At 71.0% G+C, this 19,207-nt stretch carries 16 protein-coding genes; 10 read left to right on the top strand and 6 right to left on the bottom strand.

Going from position 1 to position 19,207, the window contains the following annotated elements; translation table 11 throughout:
* Position 1: 1 nt before the first annotated feature.
* From mmsA to FB453_RS16340, 7 genes are all read left to right on the top strand, one after another.
* On the top strand, positions 2–1,549 hold the full coding sequence (mmsA, locus tag FB453_RS16310; RefSeq protein WP_112585415.1) for a multiple monosaccharide ABC transporter ATP-binding protein: 1,548 nt from the start codon (positions 2–4) through the stop codon (positions 1,547–1,549).
* A complete protein-coding gene (gene mmsB / locus FB453_RS16315; protein WP_112585417.1) occupies positions 1,546–2,844 on the top strand; it encodes a multiple monosaccharide ABC transporter permease in 1,299 nt (432 codons plus the stop codon). The genes mmsA and mmsB overlap by 4 nt, the downstream gene beginning before the upstream one ends.
* Before the next feature lie 52 nt (positions 2,845–2,896).
* Positions 2,897–4,000, top strand: coding sequence for a substrate-binding domain-containing protein (locus FB453_RS16320; RefSeq protein ID WP_091401241.1), 1,104 nt, complete (start codon positions 2,897–2,899; stop codon positions 3,998–4,000).
* A gap of 112 nt (positions 4,001–4,112) precedes the next feature.
* Complete coding sequence (locus FB453_RS16325; RefSeq protein WP_145791210.1) at positions 4,113–5,375, top strand: ROK family transcriptional regulator; 1,263 nt, start codon at positions 4,113–4,115, stop codon at positions 5,373–5,375.
* A gap of 174 nt (positions 5,376–5,549) precedes the next feature.
* A complete protein-coding gene (locus FB453_RS16330; protein ID WP_145791212.1) occupies positions 5,550–6,515 on the top strand; it encodes an ATP-binding cassette domain-containing protein in 966 nt (321 codons plus the stop codon).
* Complete coding sequence (locus FB453_RS16335; RefSeq protein WP_145791214.1) at positions 6,512–7,342, top strand: ABC transporter permease; 831 nt, start codon at positions 6,512–6,514, stop codon at positions 7,340–7,342. Before FB453_RS16330 ends, FB453_RS16335 begins: the two co-directional genes overlap by 4 nt.
* Before the next feature lie 70 nt (positions 7,343–7,412).
* Positions 7,413–8,501 (top strand): DNA glycosylase AlkZ-like family protein, encoded by a 1,089-nt coding sequence (locus tag FB453_RS16340; RefSeq protein ID WP_145791217.1) that lies wholly within the window; start codon positions 7,413–7,415, stop codon positions 8,499–8,501.
* 48 nt (positions 8,502–8,549) lie between these two features.
* On the opposite strand, the gene FB453_RS16345 is transcribed toward FB453_RS16340, so the two are convergent.
* From FB453_RS16345 to FB453_RS16355, 3 genes are read right to left on the bottom strand one after another with little or no spacing between them, the layout of a single operon-like run.
* The gene (locus FB453_RS16345; RefSeq protein WP_145791219.1) at positions 8,550–9,539 is read right to left on the bottom strand and encodes a transporter; all 990 of its coding nucleotides are present in this window, start codon (positions 9,537–9,539) and stop codon (positions 8,550–8,552) included.
* Positions 9,536–10,426 carry an ABC transporter ATP-binding protein gene (locus tag FB453_RS16350; protein WP_145791221.1) on the bottom strand — a complete coding sequence of 297 codons (891 nt, stop codon included), beginning with the start codon at positions 10,424–10,426 and terminating at the stop codon, positions 9,536–9,538. The genes FB453_RS16345 and FB453_RS16350 overlap by 4 nt, the downstream gene beginning before the upstream one ends.
* A 20-nt stretch (positions 10,427–10,446) precedes the next feature.
* A complete protein-coding gene (locus tag FB453_RS16355) occupies positions 10,447–10,854 on the bottom strand; it encodes a GntR family transcriptional regulator (protein WP_030335957.1) in 408 nt (135 codons plus the stop codon).
* Positions 10,855–11,118: 264 nt separating this feature from the next.
* On the opposite strand from FB453_RS16355, the gene FB453_RS16360 reads away from it, so the two are divergent.
* Entirely contained in the window at positions 11,119–12,387 is a 1,269-nt protein-coding gene (locus FB453_RS16360; RefSeq protein ID WP_145791224.1) for an Nramp family divalent metal transporter, read from the top strand.
* A gap of 300 nt (positions 12,388–12,687) precedes the next feature.
* On the opposite strand, the gene FB453_RS16365 is transcribed toward FB453_RS16360, so the two are convergent.
* Both FB453_RS16365 and FB453_RS16370 read right to left on the bottom strand, forming a co-directional pair.
* Positions 12,688–12,960 carry a hypothetical protein gene (locus FB453_RS16365; RefSeq protein WP_112698206.1) on the bottom strand — a complete coding sequence of 91 codons (273 nt, stop codon included), beginning with the start codon at positions 12,958–12,960 and terminating at the stop codon, positions 12,688–12,690.
* A gap of 174 nt (positions 12,961–13,134) precedes the next feature.
* A complete protein-coding gene (locus FB453_RS16370) occupies positions 13,135–15,546 on the bottom strand; it encodes a M64 family metallopeptidase (RefSeq protein ID WP_145791226.1) in 2,412 nt (803 codons plus the stop codon).
* Between the two features lie 244 nt (positions 15,547–15,790).
* On the opposite strand from FB453_RS16370, the gene FB453_RS16375 reads away from it, so the two are divergent.
* On the top strand, positions 15,791–16,900 hold the full coding sequence (locus tag FB453_RS16375) for a ricin-type beta-trefoil lectin domain protein (protein WP_145791228.1): 1,110 nt from the start codon (positions 15,791–15,793) through the stop codon (positions 16,898–16,900).
* Between the two features lie 73 nt (positions 16,901–16,973).
* Here the strand turns inward: FB453_RS16375 and FB453_RS16380 are convergent, their stop codons facing one another.
* Positions 16,974–17,939, bottom strand: coding sequence for a hypothetical protein (locus FB453_RS16380; RefSeq protein WP_186718325.1), 966 nt, complete (start codon positions 17,937–17,939; stop codon positions 16,974–16,976).
* A 145-nt stretch (positions 17,940–18,084) separates the two neighbouring features.
* Here FB453_RS16380 and FB453_RS16385 point away from each other — a divergent pair, with 145 nt between their 5' ends.
* Positions 18,085–19,197 (top strand): esterase-like activity of phytase family protein, encoded by a 1,113-nt coding sequence (locus FB453_RS16385; protein WP_486480300.1) that lies wholly within the window; start codon positions 18,085–18,087, stop codon positions 19,195–19,197.
* Positions 19,198–19,207: the final 10 nt, after the last annotated feature.

Genomic DNA, 19,207 nt, shown 5'->3' on the forward strand with positions numbered 1-19,207 from the left:
GATGAGCGACGTGCCCATCCTCCTTGAGATGCGCTCCATCACCAAGGAGTTTCCCGGAGTCAAGGCCCTCTCCGACGTCAACCTGGTGGTTCGCGCCGGCGAGATCCATGCCATCTGCGGCGAGAACGGCGCGGGCAAGTCCACCCTGATGAAGGTGCTCAGCGGGGTGTACCCCCACGGCACCTACGACGGCAAGATCATCTACCAGGGGTCGGAGAGCAAGTTCTCCGACATCCGGGCCAGTGAGAACGCCGGAATCGTGATCATCCACCAGGAGCTCGCGCTCATTCCAGGGATGTCGATCGCCGAGAACATCTTCCTCGGCAACGAACCGCGCAAGCGGGGCGCGATCGACTGGAAGGCCGCGAACCGGATGGCGCTGGACCTGATGGCCCGGGTCGGTCTGGAAGAGGACCCGGACACCCTGATCAAGGACATCGGGGTCGGCAAGCAGCAGCTCGTGGAGATCGCCAAGGCGTTCGCCAAGGACGTGAAGCTGCTGATCCTCGACGAGCCCACCGCGGCGCTGAACGAGGCCGACTCCAAGCACCTGCTGGACCTGCTGCGCGGGTTCCGCTCCCGCGGCATCACCTCGATCATGATCTCGCACAAGCTGAACGAGATCGAGGCGATCGCCGACCAGATCACCATCCTGCGTGACGGCCGGACCGTGGAGACCCTCGACGTCAAGGCGGACGGGGTCGACGAGGACCGGATCGTGCGGGGCATGGTCGGCCGCGAGCTGAGCAGCCGGTTCCCGGACCACACGCCGAAGATCGGTGAGGTCTTCTTCGAGGTCCGCGACTGGAACGTCCGGCACCCGATCTCCGCCGAGCGGCAGGTCTGCAAGAACGAGAGTTTCGTGGTGCGCCGCGGCGAGATCGTCGGCTTCGCCGGTCTCATGGGCGCGGGCCGCACGGAACTCGCGATGAGTGTCTTCGGCCGCTCCTACGGGGTGTACGAGTCGGGCACGATCATCAAGGACGGCAAGGAGATCGTCCTGAAGTCGGTGGCGGATGCCATCGACAACGGGCTCGCGTACGTCAGCGAGGACCGCAAGGCGATCGGCCTCAACCTGCTCGACGACATCAAGACGTCGACGGTGGCCGCCAAGCTGTCCAAGATCTCGCACCACGGCGTCCTGAACGAGGTCGAGGAGTACCAGGCGGCTGAGGCGTACCGCAAGGAGCTGCGGACCAAGGCCCCGACGGTCGACGAGAGCGTCTCCAAGCTCTCCGGCGGCAATCAGCAGAAGGTCGTCCTGGCCAAGTGGATGTTCACCGACCCGGACCTGCTGATCCTCGACGAGCCGACCCGCGGCATCGACGTGGGTGCCAAGTACGAGATCTACGGCATCATCCAGCGGCTCGCCGACCAGGGGAAGGGCGTCATCGTCATCTCCTCGGAGCTGCCTGAGCTGATCGGGCTCTGCGACCGCATCTACACCGTGTTCGAAGGCGCCATCACGGGCGAGATCGCCCGGGCGGACGCCACCCCGGAAACCCTCATGAAGCAGATGACCTCGACGAAGAAGATGGCCACACGATGAGCCGATTGAAGGACCTTCAGAAGAACCTGTTCGGAGGCACCACCTCCAACGCTCGCCAGTTCGGAATGATCTTCACTCTGGTGGCGATCGTCGTCCTGTTCCAGATCCTGACCGACGGCCTCACCCTGCGGTCGGACAACCTGATCGCGCTGTTCCAGCAGAACTCGTACATTCTGATTCTGGCCATCGGCATGCTCATGGTGATCGTGGCCGGGCACATCGACCTCTCGGTCGGCTCGGTCGCCGCCTTCGCCGGCATCCTGGTCGCGAAGTCGATGACCGAGTGGGACCTGCCCTGGCCCGCTGCCATCGTGTTCGGCCTCGCCATCGGCGCGGTGATCGGCGCCTGGCAGGGCTTCTGGGTGGCCTACATCGGGGTGCCGGCGTTCATCGTCACCCTGGCGGGCATGCTGCTCTTCCGGGGCGGCAACCAGTTCATCGGTAACGCGAGCACCGTCCCGGTGCCGGAGGGCTTCCGGGAGATCGGCTCCGGCTTCCTGCCCGAGTTCGGTCCGAACACCGGCTACAACAACGCCACGCTGCTGCTCGGCCTGGCCGCGGCGTTGGCTGTGGTGTGGCGCGAGATCCAGGCCCGCAAGACCCGACGGGCGATGGACGCCGACCCGGCGCCCATGTGGATCTCCATCCTGCGGATGGCCATCATGGTCGGCGTGATCGCCTTCGCGGCGCTGCGCTTCGCCAGCGGTCGCGTCGGCACCAGCTTCCCGATCTCCGGCATCATCCTGCTGGTCCTGGTCATCGCGTACTCCTTCTACACCCGCAACACGGCCGGTGGCCGGCACATCTACGCGGTGGGCGGCAACTCCCGGGCGGCCGAGCTGTCCGGTGTGAAGCTCAAGCGGGTCAACTTCTTCGTCATGATGAACATGTCCGTCCTGGCCGCGCTGGCCGGCATGATCTTCGTGGCCCGTTCCGCGGCCTCCGGACCGCAGGACGGCAACGGCTGGGAGCTGGACGCCATCGCCGCGGTCTTCATCGGTGGCGCGGCCGTCGCCGGCGGTATCGGCACCATCAGCGGATCCATCGTCGGTGGTCTCGTCATGGCCGTGCTCAACAACGGCCTCCAGCTCATGGGTGTCGGCACCGACCGCGTCCAGATCATCAAGGGTCTGGTCCTGTTGCTGGCCGTCGCGATCGACGTCTACAACAAGAGCCAGGGGCGCTTCTCCATCATCGGGAGCCTGATGCGGCCCTTCCGCCGCGAGGACTCCGCCCCACCCGCCTCACCGCCGGACGCGGAGCGCGAGCCCGCCAAGGCAGCGGTGTCCGGCTGACGGCCACCGACCTCTCTACCCGCCTCACCATCTAGAAAGGCAAGTCCTCACCATGCGTAAATTCTTCGGCACGTCGGTGGTAGCCATCAGCGCCGCCGCCATGCTGGCCCTCGCCGGCTGCGGTTCCGGCCGCGACGGCGACAGCGGCTCCGGCGGCGAGGCCGCCAAGGGCTTCCCGGCGAACTCGCTGATCGGCGTGGCCCTGCCGGCCAAGACCTCGGAGAACTGGGTCCTCGCCGGTGACCTGTTCAGCAACGGCCTCAAGGAGGCCGGCTTCCAGGGTGACGTGCAGTACGCCGGCGCGTCGACCACTGTCGCCGACCAGCAGGCTCAGATCACCGCGATGGTCACCAAGGGCGCCAAGGTCATCGTCATCGGCGCGACCGACGCCGCGCAGCTGTCGACCCAGGTCGCGGCGGCCCACACGGCCGGCGTGAAGGTCATCGCCTACGACCGGCTCATCACGAACACCCCGGACCTCGACTACTACGTCGCCTTCGACAACTTCAAGGTCGGCCAGCTCCAGGGCCAGGCCTTGCTGGACGGCATGAAGGCCAAGAAGCCGAACGGCCCGTACAACATCGAGCTGTTCTCCGGCTCGCCGGACGACAACAACGCCGGTGTCTTCTTCAACGGCGCGATGGACGTGCTCAAGCCGGAGATCGACAAGGGCAACGTGGTCGTCGCCTCGGGTCAGAAGGACGTCAAGCAGACCGCCATCCAGGGCTGGAAGGCCGAGGGTGCGCAGGCCCGCATGGACCAGCTGCTGACCTCGACCTACGGCAACAAGGAGCTGGACGGCGTCCTCTCCCCGAACGACACGCTGGCCCGCGCCATCCTGACCTCGGTCAAGGGTGCTGGCAAGCCGACCCCGGTCGTCACCGGTCAGGACTCCGAGGTTGAGTCGGTCAAGTCGATCGTCAAGGGCGAGCAGTACATGACGATCAACAAGGACACCCGCAACCTGGTGAAGGAGACCATCAACATGGTCAAGGCTCTCCAGGCCGGCGACAAGCCGCAGGTGAACGACACCAAGTCCTACAACAACGGCAGCAAGGTCGTCGACACGTACCTGCTCCCGCCGGTCGCCGTCACCAAGGCGAACGCGGCTGAGGCGTACGCCAACGACCCGAAGCTCGCGCCGCTCACCAAGTAATCACCGCACGGTAGGTAGTAACGCCGATGGGTCCCGGGTCTCCTCTACCGGGACCCATCGTCGTCCCTGCACCCCCGCACCAACCGGCCTCGACCCGGAAGGAGGTCTGACCGTGGCGATACCAGTACGGGCCAGGCCAGCCGGCGTCGGCCGCAACGCCGAATCCCCGCTGCCGTCGGTTCCCGGCGCCAGCCAGGAGGAGATCCGGCGGCAGAACCTCGGCGCTGTGCTGCGCTACGTCCACCTGCACGGACCGACGTCCCGCGCCGAGCTGACCAGCCGGCTCGGCCTCAACCGAAGCACCATCGGCGCCCTCGCGGCCGACCTGGTCGCCAGCGGCCTGGTCACCGAGGAGGCTCCGACCACCGCCCGCCGCGCCGGCCGCCCCTCGCTGGTCGTCAGCCCTCGCTCCGACCGGGTCTACGCCCACGCGTTGAGCATCGACGCGGACCGGCTGCGGGCCGCCCGGGTCGGCCTCGGCGGGCAGATCCTCGATCTACGGGAGATCCCCCGACCCAGTGGCATGTCGGCGATCGAAGCCGTCGGGCCCCTCGCCGACCTGGTCCGCGACATGGAACGGTCGGTGGCCGGCGACGCGCTGCTGGTCGGCGGCGCCGCCGCGGTAACCGACACCACCCGCGATCCGGACGGCAGGCTCCGGATCGCCAGCATCGACGAGACGCTCGGCGCCGCGCTGGAGGCGGAGTTCAGCTCCGGCCCCGGTTTCGTGGCCGGTGACCTGGCTGACATCGCCGGCCTGGCCGAGCATGTCCGGGGCGTCGCGGTCGGCATCGACGACGTCATCTACCTGCACGGCGACCTGGGCATCAGCGCCGGCATCATCGTCGGTGGCCGACTGGTGATCGGCCACCGGGGTCACAGCGGCAAGGTCGGCCACATGGTCGTCAACCCCAACGGCCTGCCCTGCGGCTGCGGGTCACGCGGTTGCTGGGAGACCGAGATCTCCGAAGCCGCGCTGTTGCGGCACGCCGGCCGTGACCCGAGCGACCGCGCGGTGGTGGCCGAGGTGCTGCGCGCGGCGGCGGACGGCGACCCGACCGCCCGCGCGGCGGTCGAGCAGGTGGCGGACTGGCTCGGCTTCGGCGTGGCGAACCTGGTCAACGTGGTCAACCCGGACGCCGTGGTGTTCGGTGGCTCGCTGCGCGACATCTTCACCGCCGGCGCGGACGTGGTCCGGGACCGGCTCGACACCATGCCACTGCCCGCCTCCCGCGAGCACCTGCGGTTGCGCGCGGCGGCGCTCGGGCGCGACGCCGTCCTGATCGGCGCCGCCGAGTTGGCGTTCGACAAGCTCCTGGCTGACCCGTTGAACGTCGGCGTCGCGGGCCAGGTCGGGACCGCCGAGCCCGCGTAGCCGCAACTCCCCGCCGGTGTCGCGTGGCTCCGGAAGTGACCCGACGTCGGCCGCGACTGTTGCCGCTGGCCTCACCCTGCCCCCACTCGATCTGACCTTCATGCGGCTTCTCGTACACGCTATCGTACGCTGTACGGTAGTGCGGGCAGACAGTTTCGGGAGGGGAGCGCTCTGATGACAAGAGCCGACGCGATAGTGGCGCAAGGGCTGCGCAAGCGGTATCGGGACCGGTACGCGCTGGACGGGTTCGACCTGCGGGTGCCGCGGGGAACCGTGTGCGGCCTGCTCGGCCCGAACGGGGCCGGTAAGACCACCTCGGTACGGATCCTCTCCACCCTGCTCCGACTCGACGAGGGTCGTGCCGAGGTGGCCGGCTTCGACGTGACCAGCCAACCCGACCAGGTGCGCTACCGCATCGGACTGGTGGGGCAGCATCCCGCGCTCGACGAGGCGCTGAGCGGCCGGCAGAATCTGGTGCTCTTCGGCCGGCTGTTCCACCTGGGTCGCCGCCGGGCCCGCCAACGGGCGGTCGAGCTGCTGCAACGTTTCGGTCTCGCCGACGCCGCCGAGCAGCCGGTCAGCACGTACTCCGGCGGCATGCGCCGACGGCTCGACCTGGCGGCCGGCATGATCCTGGCCCCAGCGGTCCTCTTCCTCGACGAGCCCACCACCGGGCTGGACCCGCGCGGTCGCAACGAGGTGTGGGAGTCGGTCCGCGAGTTGGTACGCACCGGCACCACGGTGCTGCTCACCACCCAGCAACTGGACGAGGCCGACCAACTCGCCGACCGGATCTCGGTGGTCGAGGCCGGCCGGGTGATCGCCGAGGGAACTCCGGACGACCTCAAGACCCGGCTCGGCGGCGATCGGATCGAGGTGGTCGTCGCAGCGCCGACCGACCTTGCCGCCGCGGTCACCCAGATACGCCGGGCGGCCGACGACGAACCGACGGTCGACGTGGACCGGCGGATGGTGAGCGTCCGGGTCGGTCACCAGGCCGGTGCGCTCGTCGACGTGTTGCGGGCGCTCGACGCCGTGAACGTCCCGGTGGCGGACGTCGCGCTGCGCCGCCCAACCCTGGACGACGTGTTCCTGCACCTCACCGGGCACCGGGCGGCGACCGCCGAGGTGGCGGCATGAGCGCGGTGAGCATGCCGGCCCCGGCGGTGGATCTGACGCCCGGCCGGCCCGCCCTCCTGGCCGACAGCGGCACGCTGATCTGGCGCGGCCTGGCCCGGTGGCGACGCGATCCTGGCGCGCTGATCGCCTCGCTCGGCTTCAACATCCTGATCGTGCTGATGTTCGCCTACCTGTTCGGTGGCGCCTTGCAGGTGCCCGGCGGTGGCAGCTACCGAGAGTTCCTGATGCCCGGCATGTTCGTGATGACCATGGTCTTCGGCATCAGCCTCACCACTATCGCCATTGCCGAGGACCTGGAGCGCGGGGTGACCGACCGGCTCCGGTCGATGCCCGTCTCACCGCTGGCGCCGCTGGCGGCCCGGGCGGTGGCCGACATGCTGTTCGCGGCGGTCACCCTCGGGGTCCTGCTGCTGACCGGTCTCGCAATCGGGTGGCGGGCACATGGTGGGGGCGGTGCCACGCTGGCGGCGGTGGGTTTGATCCTGCTGTTGCGCTTCGCCCTGATCTGGGTCGGCATCTTCCTCGGGTTGGTCGCCCGTGGACAGACCGCCGTGGTGGCCGTGCAGACCCTGGAGTTTCCGCTCGGCTTCCTCTCCAACGCGTTCGTCGCACCGTCCACCATGCCTGCCTGGCTCGGGGCGGTGGCCGCGTGGAACCCGCTGTCGGCGACCGTCGGCGCCACCCGTGAGCTGTTCGGCAACCCCGGTTGGGGCGGCGACTCCTGGGCGGCGCAGCACTACCCGTTGCTGGCCGTGCTCTGGCCGCTCGTCCTGGTCGCGATCTTCCTGCCCCTCTCGGTCGCCCGGTACCGACGGCTGTCCGGCTGAGCTCGCGCGGACGCGGGGTTCGACTCTCTGGGCCCGATCGGTGTCGGTGGTCGTCGTTAGGCTCACCGACGTGGGTGTGCACCGACTCGATCGGGCCCAGGCGCGGCGGATCGCCATCCGGGCCCAGCTGCTGGCCGCGCCGCGTCCGACCGACCTGCTGACAGTGGTCCGCCAGTTGACCCTGGTGCAGATCGACCCGACCGCCGCCGTCGCGCCCAGCGCCGACCTCGTCTGCTGGAGCCGGCTCGGCTCGTCGTACCAGCCCGCGCAGATGCGCGAGGCCCTCGAACGGGACCGGACGCTCTTCGAGCACCAGGCGATGGTGCGACCGATGGACGACCTGGGGCTCTTCCTCGCGGCGATGGCGGCGTCACCGGGTCATGAGCGCCACCGCGAGTGGCTGCGCGCCAACGACTCGTTCCGGCGAGACGTCCTCGACCTGCTCGGCCGTTCTGGTCCGCTGCTCTCCCGCGACATCCCGGACACGAGCGCCGTGCCCTGGCCGTCGTCGGGCTGGACCAACAACCGCAACGTCACCCAGATGCTGGAGTTCCTGGTCCTGCGCGGCGAGGTCGCGATCGCCGGCCGCCAGGGCCGACAGCGGCTCTGGGACGTGGCCGAGCGGGTCTACCCGGCCGACGTCCCCGCCATCGAGCTGGAGCAGGCGCGCCGACTTCGCAACGAGCGACGGCTGCGGGCGCTGGGCATCGCTCGGGAGAAGGCGGTGGTCGTGCCTGGCGAGCCGGCCGAGGTCGGTGACGCCGGCGAGCCAGCGGTCATCGAGGGCGTCGCGGGGGAGTGGCGAGTGGACCCGGCCGCGCTCGGTCAGCCCTTCACCGGGCGTACGGCGCTGTTGTCGCCGTTCGACCGGCTGGTGCACGATCGGGTCCGCCTCGCCGACCTCTTCGAGTACGAGTACGTGCTGGAGATGTACAAGCCCAAGGCGAGTCGGCGGTGGGGCTACTTCGCGCTGCCGATCCTGCACGGCGATCAGCTGGTCGGAAAGGTGGACGCCACGGCCGAGCGCCGGCGCGGCACGCTCACCGTGCACGCCGTCCACGAGGACGTGCCCTTCACCCCCGAGGTGACCCGGGCGGTGCACGAGGAGCTGCACGACCTGGCGTCCTGGCTCACGCTGACCGTCGAGCGCCCGCGTTGACGGGTGCTCGCCGAGGCCCCCGCGCCCCGACGAGCACCCGTCGCCCAGCTAGGCGATCCGACGCAGCTGCCGGATGGCGAAGTAGAGCAGGATCGCGGCGAGGGCGACGAAGATGCCCGTCTCGATGCCCTGGAACAGCCAGAACCGGTCTGCCGGCTGGTACAGCTGCCAGTTGTACGCGCCCGGCTCGAGGCCCAACTCGGCGCCGCAGACCCGACCGTCCGGCCCCTTCCCGCCCGGTGGGCACTGGATCCGGCCGCCCTCCGCGATCATCGTGCCGTCGGGGTTCCGGACGCCCTGGGCGAGGACCCAATCTCCCCGGCTGACCTCCGGTGGCCCTTCCCCCTCGATCGGGAAGGTCTGGGTCCGGGCCGGCTGATAGTGCCGTCGGGCCAGCAGCTCCACCGCCGCCCGTACGCCGATGAAGCCGGCGAGGGTGATGCCCATGGCGGGCAGCATCCGCTTCCAGACGGTGCCGGCGAAGACGCCCAGCGCCACGGCGAACAGGGTGTAGCCGATCGGAACGATGCCCTGCAGATCGAAGACGATCATGCCGAACCGGCCCTCGTGCGCGGCCTTGGTGAGCGGGTCGACCCACCAGGACATGCCCAGCCCGTAGACCGTCGCGAGGATCAGAACGGACCCGCTCACCAGACCGAACTTCACCAGGGCCCAGCGGGTCCGGCCGACGCCCTGGGTCCAGACGAACCGGTGCGTGCCCTGCTCCACCTCGCGGGCGACCAGCGGTGCACCCCAGAACAGGCCGACCAGCACCGGCAGGGTGATCAGCAGTACGGCCACCAGACTGAGGTTGCCGTACTGGTTGCCGAAGCGCCGATAGCCCGCATCGCACGTCTCCCGGGTCGCCTGCGCCACGTCGGCGCGGGCGAGTTGGCTGGCGCAGTCCGTCAGCCCGAGGTCGGAGAAGGTGTGGCGCATCGCCAGGCCGATGGGCACCAGCAGGGCGGCAAGCGCCGCGAGCCCCAGCAGGGTGTAGAACGCCTGCTTGCGATGTTGCCGCCAGGTCAACCAGATCATGCTGCTACCCCCCACTCGCTGTGACTGGTCTGCGTGGTGCCGTCGGCCAGGTAGGCCAGCACGACGTCCTCCAGGCTCACCTCGCGGACCGTCCAGGCCGGATCGATGACCGGCCCGTCGGTGCGGACGAGCAACGTGGACTGCCGGTCGGTGTGGCTGGCCCGGATCACTGCGGCGACGCCCCCGATAGCGCCGCCGTCGTGCCGCGGCCCGACGAGCTGCCGGTGCCCGGCGACCAGGTCGTCGACCGCGCCGGTGAGCTGCACCTGGGAGGCGTTGAGCACGATCAGGTAGTCGCAGACGCGCTCCAGGTCGGCCAGCAGGTGCGAGGAGAGCAGAACTGTGGTGCCCGACTCCGCGACGCTGCCCATCAACGACTGGAGGAACTCCCGTCGAGCCAGGGGGTCGAGGCTGGCGACCGGTTCGTCGAGCAGCAGCAACCGCGGCTGCTTGGCCAGAGCCAGAGCAAGCGCGACCTGGGCCCGTTGACCGCCGGAGAGCTTGCCGACCGGCTTGTCCGGTGGAATGCCGAGCTGCGCCAGCCGAGTACGGGCCAGCGTCGCGTCCCACCGCTTGTTCAGCTTGCCGCCGGCGATGACCAACTCGGACGCCGTGAAATCCCGGTACAGCGGGGTGTCCTGGGCGACGAACCCGATGTCGGCCAGGCCCTCCGTGTCACCGTACGGGGACCGACCGAACACCCGGACCGTGCCCGCATCGGGTTTGAGCAGCCCGACGGCCAGGTGCAACAGCGTGCTCTTGCCCGCGCCGTTCGGCCCGACCAGCGCGGCGATCCGGCCGGCCGGCAGATGCAGCGAGCAGTCCCGCAACGCCCAGGTGCTGCCGTACCGCTTGCCGAGCCGGTCTGCTTCCAAGACCATGTCCATCCCTTGTCCTCTCGTTCCGCTCACGCGGGCTCCTTCTGTGGGGCGTCGTCGGCGAGGGTGGCGCGCAGCGTCGTCTCCACCAGGGCGATGACGTCCTCGGCCGTGAGACCGGCCGCTTGCGCCCGGTGCAGCCAGGCGACCAGGTCGTCGCGCAACTCGGCCTGATTGGGCAGGGACGCGCCGGCCAGGGTGCGCTGGACGAACGTGCCCACCCCGGGTCGGCCACCGACCAGACCCTCGATCTCCAACTCCCGGTACGCCTTCAGCACCGTGTTCGGGTTGATCGCCAGGGATTGCGCGACGTCCCGGACCTTCGGCAACTGGTCGCCCGGTGTCAGCAGGCCAACCCGTAGCGCCTGTTTCACCTGCTGCACGAGCTGCATGTAGGTGTTCACCTTCGACCGGCTGTCCAGTACGAACTCGATCACTCCCGATGATCCTTCCTGTTGTCCTACGACAGTAGGACTAATAGACAGCTTCATTGGTGACCCACCGGCTGTCAAGCTCGGCGCGGCACGTTCTGTTCGGGCGCGGCGCGTCTCGTCCGGCGCGCCGCTTCCTGGCCGGCGGGCGCATCGGGACGGGCCCGGCGGCGGCGACCCTGGTGGCACCGGCAGGCCACCGCTTGGCACCCAAGGGTCAGCCCGCGGGGAAGGGACCGGCAGCGATCCGCGTGGACGGGGAGGTGTTCGGTGGTCACCAACGAACTGACGACGTCGAGGGCGACTCCACTACAGGCCGCTCGCGCACGGGGTCGCGTACGCGGGCGGTTGATCCTGCTCGGCCCGGCGTTCGTCGCCGCCGTCGCGTACGTCGACCCCGGCAACTTCGCCACCAACTCCGCCGCCGGCGCCCGCTACGGCTACCTGCTGGTCTGGGTCGTGGTGGTGGCCAACCTGATGGCGATGCTGGTGCAGACGCTCACTGCGAAGCTGGGTCTGGCCACCGGGCGCAGCCTGCCCGAGTTGTGCCGGGAACGCCTACCCCGGCCAGTGAACCGGGTGATGTGGGTGCAGGCCGAGTTGGTCGCCATGGCCACCGACCTGGCCGAGGTGATCGGTGGTGCGGTCGCCCTGTACCTGCTCTTCGGCATCCCCCTGCTGCCCGGCGGGATCATCATCGGCACGGCCGCGTTCGCCGTGCTCGCCCTGCGCTCGCGCGGGTACCGCGCCTTCGAGGTTGTCATCGCCGTCCTGCTCGGGGTGATCGTGCTGGCCTTCGCCGCCAACCTGCTCGCCTCCGGCTCCGATCCCGGCTCTGCCATGGCCGGCATGGTGCCGCGCCTACAGGGCACGGACAGCGTGCTGTTGGCCGCCGGCATCCTCGGCGCGACCGTCATGCCGCACGTCATCTACGTGCACTCCGCGCTCACCCGCGACCGCATTCCCGCCGCCGACGACACCGAGCGTCGGATCCTGTTCCGCGGCCAGCGCACCGACGTGCTGCTCGCCCTGAGCGCGGCCGGCGCGGTCAACCTCGCCATGCTGCTGATCGCCGCGGCCAGCTTCCGGGGCGGCGGCCCGGGCGGTGCGGACAGCCTGGAGGGGGTGCACGCCGGGCTCGGCCAGACCATCGGGACCGCCGCCGCGTTCGGGTTCGCCGTGGCCCTGCTGGTCTCCGGGCTCGCCTCCACGAGCGTCGGCACCTACGCCGGAGAAGTGATCATGCAGGGCTTCCTGCGTCGGCGGGTACCGCTGCTGCTGCGTCGGCTGGTCACCCTGCTGCCCGCGCTGGCCGTGCTCGCCATCGGCCTCGACCCGACCCGGGCGCTCGTGCTGTCCCAGGTCATCCTCAGCTTCGGCATCCCGTTCGCGCTGATCCCGGTGGTCGCCTTCACCCGCCGACGCGACCTGATGGGCAACCTGGTCAACCACCCGCTCACCACCGCCGCCGCGTCAGTGGTGGCCGTGCTGGTGGTCGCGCTCAACGCGTTCCTCCTCTGGCAGGTCGTCGCCGGCTGAGCCGGCTGGTCGGTGTCGCCGGCTGAGCCGGCTGGTCGGTGTCGCCGGCTGAGCCGGCTGGTCGGTGTCGCCGGCTGAGCCGGCTGGCCGGTGTCGCCGGCTGAGCCGGCTGGCCGGTGTCGCCGGCTGAGCCGGGCAGGCTGCCCGGGCCCGGACACTCTCACGAGCGTTACACCTGTGAGTCATTGCGCCGGGCCCTGTGGGTGGCCGGGCCCGTTCCGAGGGCAGCCCAGCCTTGACGGGCCCGAGCCGGCTTGGCGGCCGAAGCCGGCTTCGGCCGCCAGCTTGGGGCGGGTGTGGTCAGGTGCGACGCCCCTCGTCTCGGGTCGGGATCTCCTGACGCTGTTCGAGGGCGTCCGCCGGGTTGGCGTCGGCCGGAAGCGACGTCACCTCCTCGAGCGTGCCCGCCGGGAAGGCGCCCTGCTCGGCCAGGTCGGCCTCGGCGGCCTCCGGGTCCACGTCACCCGAGACCCGGTCCGGCGGCCCGACGTCGAACGCGTCCTGCCGTTGTTCCAGGGCATCCGCCTCCGGCGGAGGGAACGTGCCGCCCTGTTCGTCCCGGTACGTGCTCATCGGAGCCTCCCACCCGGCGGGTGTCGACATGCCGCCGGGCCGCTGCCTACCCGCCGGTGCCGCACTCACGCCGCCACGCTGGTCAAGATCTGGGCAGTTCCCGGGATGGTGCTGCCTCCGCGGCGGCGGAAGCAGCACGTTCCCGGTAGTTGCGCGGATCTTGAGGGCTGATCGTCATGCCGCCGGCGGCATGACGCGGCGGCAGTGGCCCCCGGTCGGCTTCCGCACCGTGGTGGGTGCCCCCAGGTCGACCGGGGTCGGGCCGCCCGAGCAGGCCAACGCGCCCACCTCGCCGCCTGCGAGGATGGGCGCCGATGCGGTACCGGCCAGTGCCAACGGCCCGGCCACCCGGGCCCCCACCATCGTGACGTGGTCGGTGGTGCCGGCCAGCGACACTGCGCCGCGTACCTCGGTGTTCAGCACCTCGACGACCGCGGCGCGGAATGCCGTCAGGTTCCCGGCGATCGAGGAGCCCTGGGCGACCAGGGCGGCGCCGGGCGCGACGGTGACCGGGCCGGTCACGGTGGCCGCGCGCAGGCAGGTGACGCCGGCGGCGACGGTCAGCGGGCCGGCATGTCGGCCGGTGACCACTGTGGTGCAGGCCGGTGGCGGCGGGATCAGCGTGGCCACGAACGCGCGGGCCGGTCCGATGTTGCCGACCGCGTCGATGCCCCGGTACTCGATGCGGTGCCGGCCGTACCCGGGAGACCGCTCAGCGAACGGGGACACGGACAGGCCGCCCGAGCCGAGGTTGCCGTAGACCAGGCCGTCCACGTCGGTGCCAGTGGCGGTGAACAGGAACGGCGACCGGGCATCGGTGGGCCAGCCGTAGTAGTTGTGCCACCCGTCGCCGTCGAGCCGGAACTCCGAGGTGACCTGGCCGATGCCGTCGTCGGTGCCGGTCAACCCCATGGTGAACGGGCCGTTGTACACGTACTCGGTGGGTCGGCCGGGCCGGGTGACGGTGAGCAGCGGCTCGGAGAGGGCGTACGCCACGTCGGGTCGCGTCGCGTCGACCGTCCAGGTGCGGGTCACCGCCCTCCCGGTGCCCGGCTCGTCTACCCGGGCGGTCAGCCGGTGGGTACCCCGCGACAGGCGCAGCGCGCCCAGGTCGACGTCCCGGTCGGTGCCGGTGTCGGCCACCGGCCTGCCGTCGAGGGTCCAGCGCACGCGTGGCGCCCGATCGGTGGACTGGCTGGTCCGCACGTACACCACGTCGTGCGCGCCGACCGGCCGGTCGGTCGCGGTGGACGCGGTGATCGCCAGCGGCGACTCCACAACCGGGGTACGCACCGCGGTGTCCACGGTCCAGGCGCGGGTCTGGGTCAGCGCCGGTGAGCTGCGGACCGCCGGGTCGCGGACGAACTCCGTCGGGTCGGTCACCGTGACGGTCACCGTGTGCCGGCCGGGAGAGAGCCGTAGTCTCCGCAGGTCCAGATGGCGGGCATTGCCGGTACGCGGCACCGCCCTGCCGTCCACCGACCACGTCACGGTCAGCGCGTGGCTCACCGGGTGCAGGGTGTCCACCCAGAGCAGCCGGTCCGCGCCGACCGCCTGATCGGTGGCCGTGCCGCCCTGCACGATGCCGACCCGGGCGGCGATCCGTTCGGTCATCCGCTCCCGGCCGACCTGGTCGAAGTAGAAGCCCAGCGACTTCATCATCGAGTGCCGGCTCGGCCGCCACACCCCACGCTGGAGGTACAGGCCGCCCTCGTAGCGTCCGATCGTTCCGCCCGCCTCGCTCGGCTCACCCAGCCAGCGCCACCACTTGGCCCGGGTGTCGCGCATCTGCCGCTCGGTCAGCACGGTGTGGTGCACCGAGTCCGGTTCCGGCCCGCTGTAGGTGTCGCCCGGCACCCCACGGCCGTAGTAGTCGTACTCGTCCTGCAAGCCACCGAGCGAGTGCCCCAGCTCGTGGGGGCTGATCAGCGCGGAAAGCGCGTTGCCGCCGGAGGCGGTGGCGTTGCTGCCGCCGGCCCCACCGTAGGTGCCGCTGTTGGCCAGCGCGACCAGCTGCCGGTTGCCGGGGTTGGTGCCGACGGCCAGGTCGGCGTACGCGTTCGCGGCGGTGCCGTCGACAGTGAGCAGACGTTGCACGCTCGCCGGGTTGCAACCACCCCAGAAGCCCATGCCCAACGCGGTGTCACGTCGCGGCGCGGACAGGCCGGGGTCGCAGTCCACCCCGGACTCCGCCGAGATGATCTCCACGGCGTAGACGTTGAAGTAGCTGCGGTAGGACTTGAACGGCTCGATCGTCCACAGGGTGTTGAGGTGCCGGTCCACGTGCGCTCGGAAGGTGGGTAGGTCGGCCTCGGTGTAACCGTCGCCCAGCAGCACCAGGTTGAACCGCGTCGCCGGGTCACCGGTGACCTGGACCGGCACCACGCTGGTGCCGGCCACCGGGCCGGCGGACGGTGTGGCGGCGGCCGGTGTGCCGACCGTCAGTCCCGCCGCGACGAGCGCCGCGACGCACAACCCCACGTTGATCCGCACGCTGCGCCCCTTCCATGGCCGGTCGGCCTGGCGGTCCCGGGCGTCGGGCCCGGCGGGGGCGCCGTCGTCCGGGCCTGCCGCGACCGTGGACATCTCGGACCGTACCGGTCCGCGCACCGACAGGTAACCCTCCCGTCCTCGGTGGACGTCGGAGGTGCCCGAACCCGGACCGCTCGGCGCAGCCAAACCGGCGCTCGGCTCGCGCCCATGCCGGAATCGGTAGTGCCAGGCCAAGTCATCGCTCAGCATCAATGGATGCGTTCGGGTGTGGTAGTCGTTTTCGGCGGACGGCGTACCACGGACGGTCCCGGACGACCTTCGAGGAGAGGGATCAACCATGCGATGGAACGCACGACGGGCCGCCGCCGGGGCCTTCGGGCTCGTCCTCGGCGCCGTGCTGGCGCTGGCCCAGGTCGCACCCGCTCAGGCCGAGTCGAACGGTGGCGTACGCGTGATGCCACTCGGTGACTCGATCACCGACGGGTTCAACGTGCCCGGCGGGTACCGGATCAACCTGTGGCAGCGGCTGGCTGGCGGCGGCTACACAGTCGACTTCGTCGGCTCCGGGTTCAACGGGCCGGCCAGCCTCGGTGACCACGACCACGAGGGCCACTCCGGTTGGCGCATCGACCAGCTCGACGCCAACATCGTCACCTGGTTGCGGGCCACCGACGCGCGTACGGTGCTGCTGCACATCGGCACCAACGACGTGAACCAGAACTACAACCTCGCGAGCGCTCCGGCCCGGCTCTCCGGTCTCATCGACAAGATCAGGTCGACGGCTCCGGAGGCGGATGTCTTCGTCGCCACCATCACCCCGGAGTCCGACCCGAACCTGGAGGCGCGGGTGCAGGCGTACAACGCGGCGATCCCCGGCATCGTGGCGCAGAAGGGCAGCCGGGTGCACCTGGTCGACATGCACGCCGCGCTCACCACCGCCGACCTCGCCGACGGCGTCCACCCCAACGCCGGCGGGTACGACAAGATGGCGGCCCGCTGGTACGCGGCGCTGCAGTCGGTGCCCGGCAGCCTGGTTCCGGCGGGCGGGCCGCCGGTGGGCACCGCCGTCGGCCTGGTCAACCCCGCCTCCGGGCGTTGCCTGGACGTCTCCGGCGCCAGCACCACCACCGGCACCGCCACGATCATCTGGGACTGCCACGGTGGCACCAACCAGCGCTGGACCCGCACCGCCGCAGGGGAGCTGCGGGTCTACGGCGATCGGTGCCTGGACGTGAACGGTGGGGCGAGCGCCGACGGCACGAAGGTGCAGATCTGGACCTGCAACGGCACCGCCGCGCAGCGTTTCGCGTTCCGTACGGACGGCTCGATCGTGCTCACCTCCGCTGGCAAGTGCGTCAGCGTGACCTCCGCCGGCACTGCCAACGGCACGACCACGCAGCTCTGGACGTGCAACGGCACCGCCGCGCAGCGCTGGTCCGTCCGCTGACAGATGCCCAGGGCCGGTCCCCGTGCACCCGACGGGGCCGGCCCTGGGCGGGCCGCGACCGGTCCGCCGGGGGTCAGTCGGCCGTCGCCTCGGGCATGGTGTTCCGGCGGGTTCCGGCGGCCAGCCCCAGCGCCAGCAGCACGCACACCGCGCCGACCAGGAAGAGCAGCGAGGCGGCCGGCTGGCCCAGCCACTCCCAGTACGGGTGCCAGGCCGGGTGTGGCTCGCCGAGGTGGTGGTGCAGCAGCTGCGGTGCGGCCAGCAGCACCGGCAGCCACCACAGCACCGTGGCCACACCGATCAGGCCGTTCACAGTGCCGCAGCTACGGCGTCCCTCGGTGCGTCGGCTGACCCAGCCGAAGACCAGCCAACCGGCCACCGCGCCCAGCACCGTGCCGAGCACTCCGGCGGGGACCACCAGGGGCGGTGGCGCGCGGTGCAGCTCGACCGAGAGGTAGCTGGCGTCGACGGCTGTCTGCGAGGAGATCGAGGCGTTCAGGATGGTGTCGCCACGTCGGGCGGTCAGCGCGGTGTCGGTGATCGCCCGCGGGGTGGCGCACATCTTGTCCGCGCAGCTGACGCGATCGGACACCTGTGGGTCGTACACCCGCCAGCCGCCACCGGTCAGGCGCTCCCGGGCCACCGTGACGATCTGTGCGACGGGCGCCGGTGGCGCGCCGAGGGCGAAGGCGCCGGTGGCGCTCTCCTGATACTCGCCGCCGTCACCGAACACCAGGGTCTTGACGGTCCCCAGGCGCAGCGCGTGCCCGTAGACGACGAAGAGCGCCGGCGGGGTGTCGATCTCGGCGAGGTCGTGGCCGGGAAAGACCTCGGTGAGGACGGCGGCGGCCTCGGCCCGGTCGGGTTGCGGTCGGGACGTCTCCCAGGCGGCCCGGCTGGCCAGCGCGCCGGTGAAGAGGCCGCAGACGACCGCGGCGAGCGGCACCCACGCGACGGCGGGGCCACCGGCCGGGCGGCCGAGGCGGCGCAGCAGCCGCCGACCGAACCCTGTGGCCGGGGCGGTGTCGCTCACGGACATGTCCACCCTCCGGCTTGAAGATCAGGCGGAGCGACAGTACATCGGCCAGGGGTCCCGGCGCGTCCCCCCGATGACCGCCGACCGTGGCCGGGATCGGCCAGGATGGGCGGGTGGCCGGTCACGGCCGCGACGAGGAGGATGGGCGATGCGGGTACGTGGACGGTTGACCTGGGGGCGGCGCGCTCGTGCGGGCGCGGTCCTGACCGCGTTGCTCGCGGGTGTGCTGCCGCCGGCCGTGGTGCTGGTGCCGGGCGCTGCCACGGCGGCTGCGGCGGCGGGGACGCCGGTCTGCCAGGTGCGCGACGACCGGCTGCGCGAGATCTCCGGGATGGTCGCCACCGACGACGGGTACGTGGTGATCAACGACGGGGCCGACGACGAGGCCCGCCGCCGGATCTTCTTCCTCGACCAGCGCTGCGCGGTGGTGCGCACCGTCTCCTTCCCGTCCCGGCCCCGCGACACGGAGGATCTTGCCATCGGCCGGGACGGGACGGTCTGGGTCGCCGACATCGGTGACAACGACCGCTCCCGGCCGACGGTCGGCGTGTGGCGGCTGGCGCCGGGGGCGAAGCAGCCGGTGCTGCACCGGATGACCTACCCGGACCGTCCGCACGACGCCGAGGCGCTGCTGCTCGACGCGTCCGGTCGGCCGCTGATCGTCACCAAGGGCGGCAGTGGCACGGTCTTCCTGTACGCGCCGGCCACCGCGCTGCGGTCGGACGCGACGACGCCGCTGACCGCACTCGGCCAGGTGACGGTGCCCTCGACCACTACCAGCAACCCGTTCTCGTTTCTGGGGCGTGGGGTGATCACCGGCGCGGCGAGCGCGCCGGACGGACGGCGGGTGGTGCTGCGCAGCTACGCCGACGCCTTCGAGTACGACGTGCCCGACGGCGACGTGGTCCGCGCGTTGACCAGCGGCACCCCGCGGATCACCCCGCTGCCGGACGAGCCCCAGGGCGAGTCGATCACCTACAGTCGCGACGGTCGGTCGTTGCTCACCGTCTCCGAGTCCGCCGGTCAACCAGCCGGCACCCGCTCGACGATCCTGCGTTACCCGGCCACCGCCAGCACGGCCACCGCTGCGCCCTCCACGGAGTCCGTCGACCCGGTGTCGCCCACGGCGGTCCGTCCGGCCGCCGGAGAGGTCGGCGGAGAGGATGGGCAAACCTGGCCGCTGGCCCTCGGCGCGGGAACACTGCTGGTCCTGCTCGGGTTGGGCGGCGCGCTCTGGTGGAGGCACACCTCGCGCCGGTGAGCGGGGCGGG

This window comes from Micromonospora sp. CNZ322, from assembly GCF_007827755.1.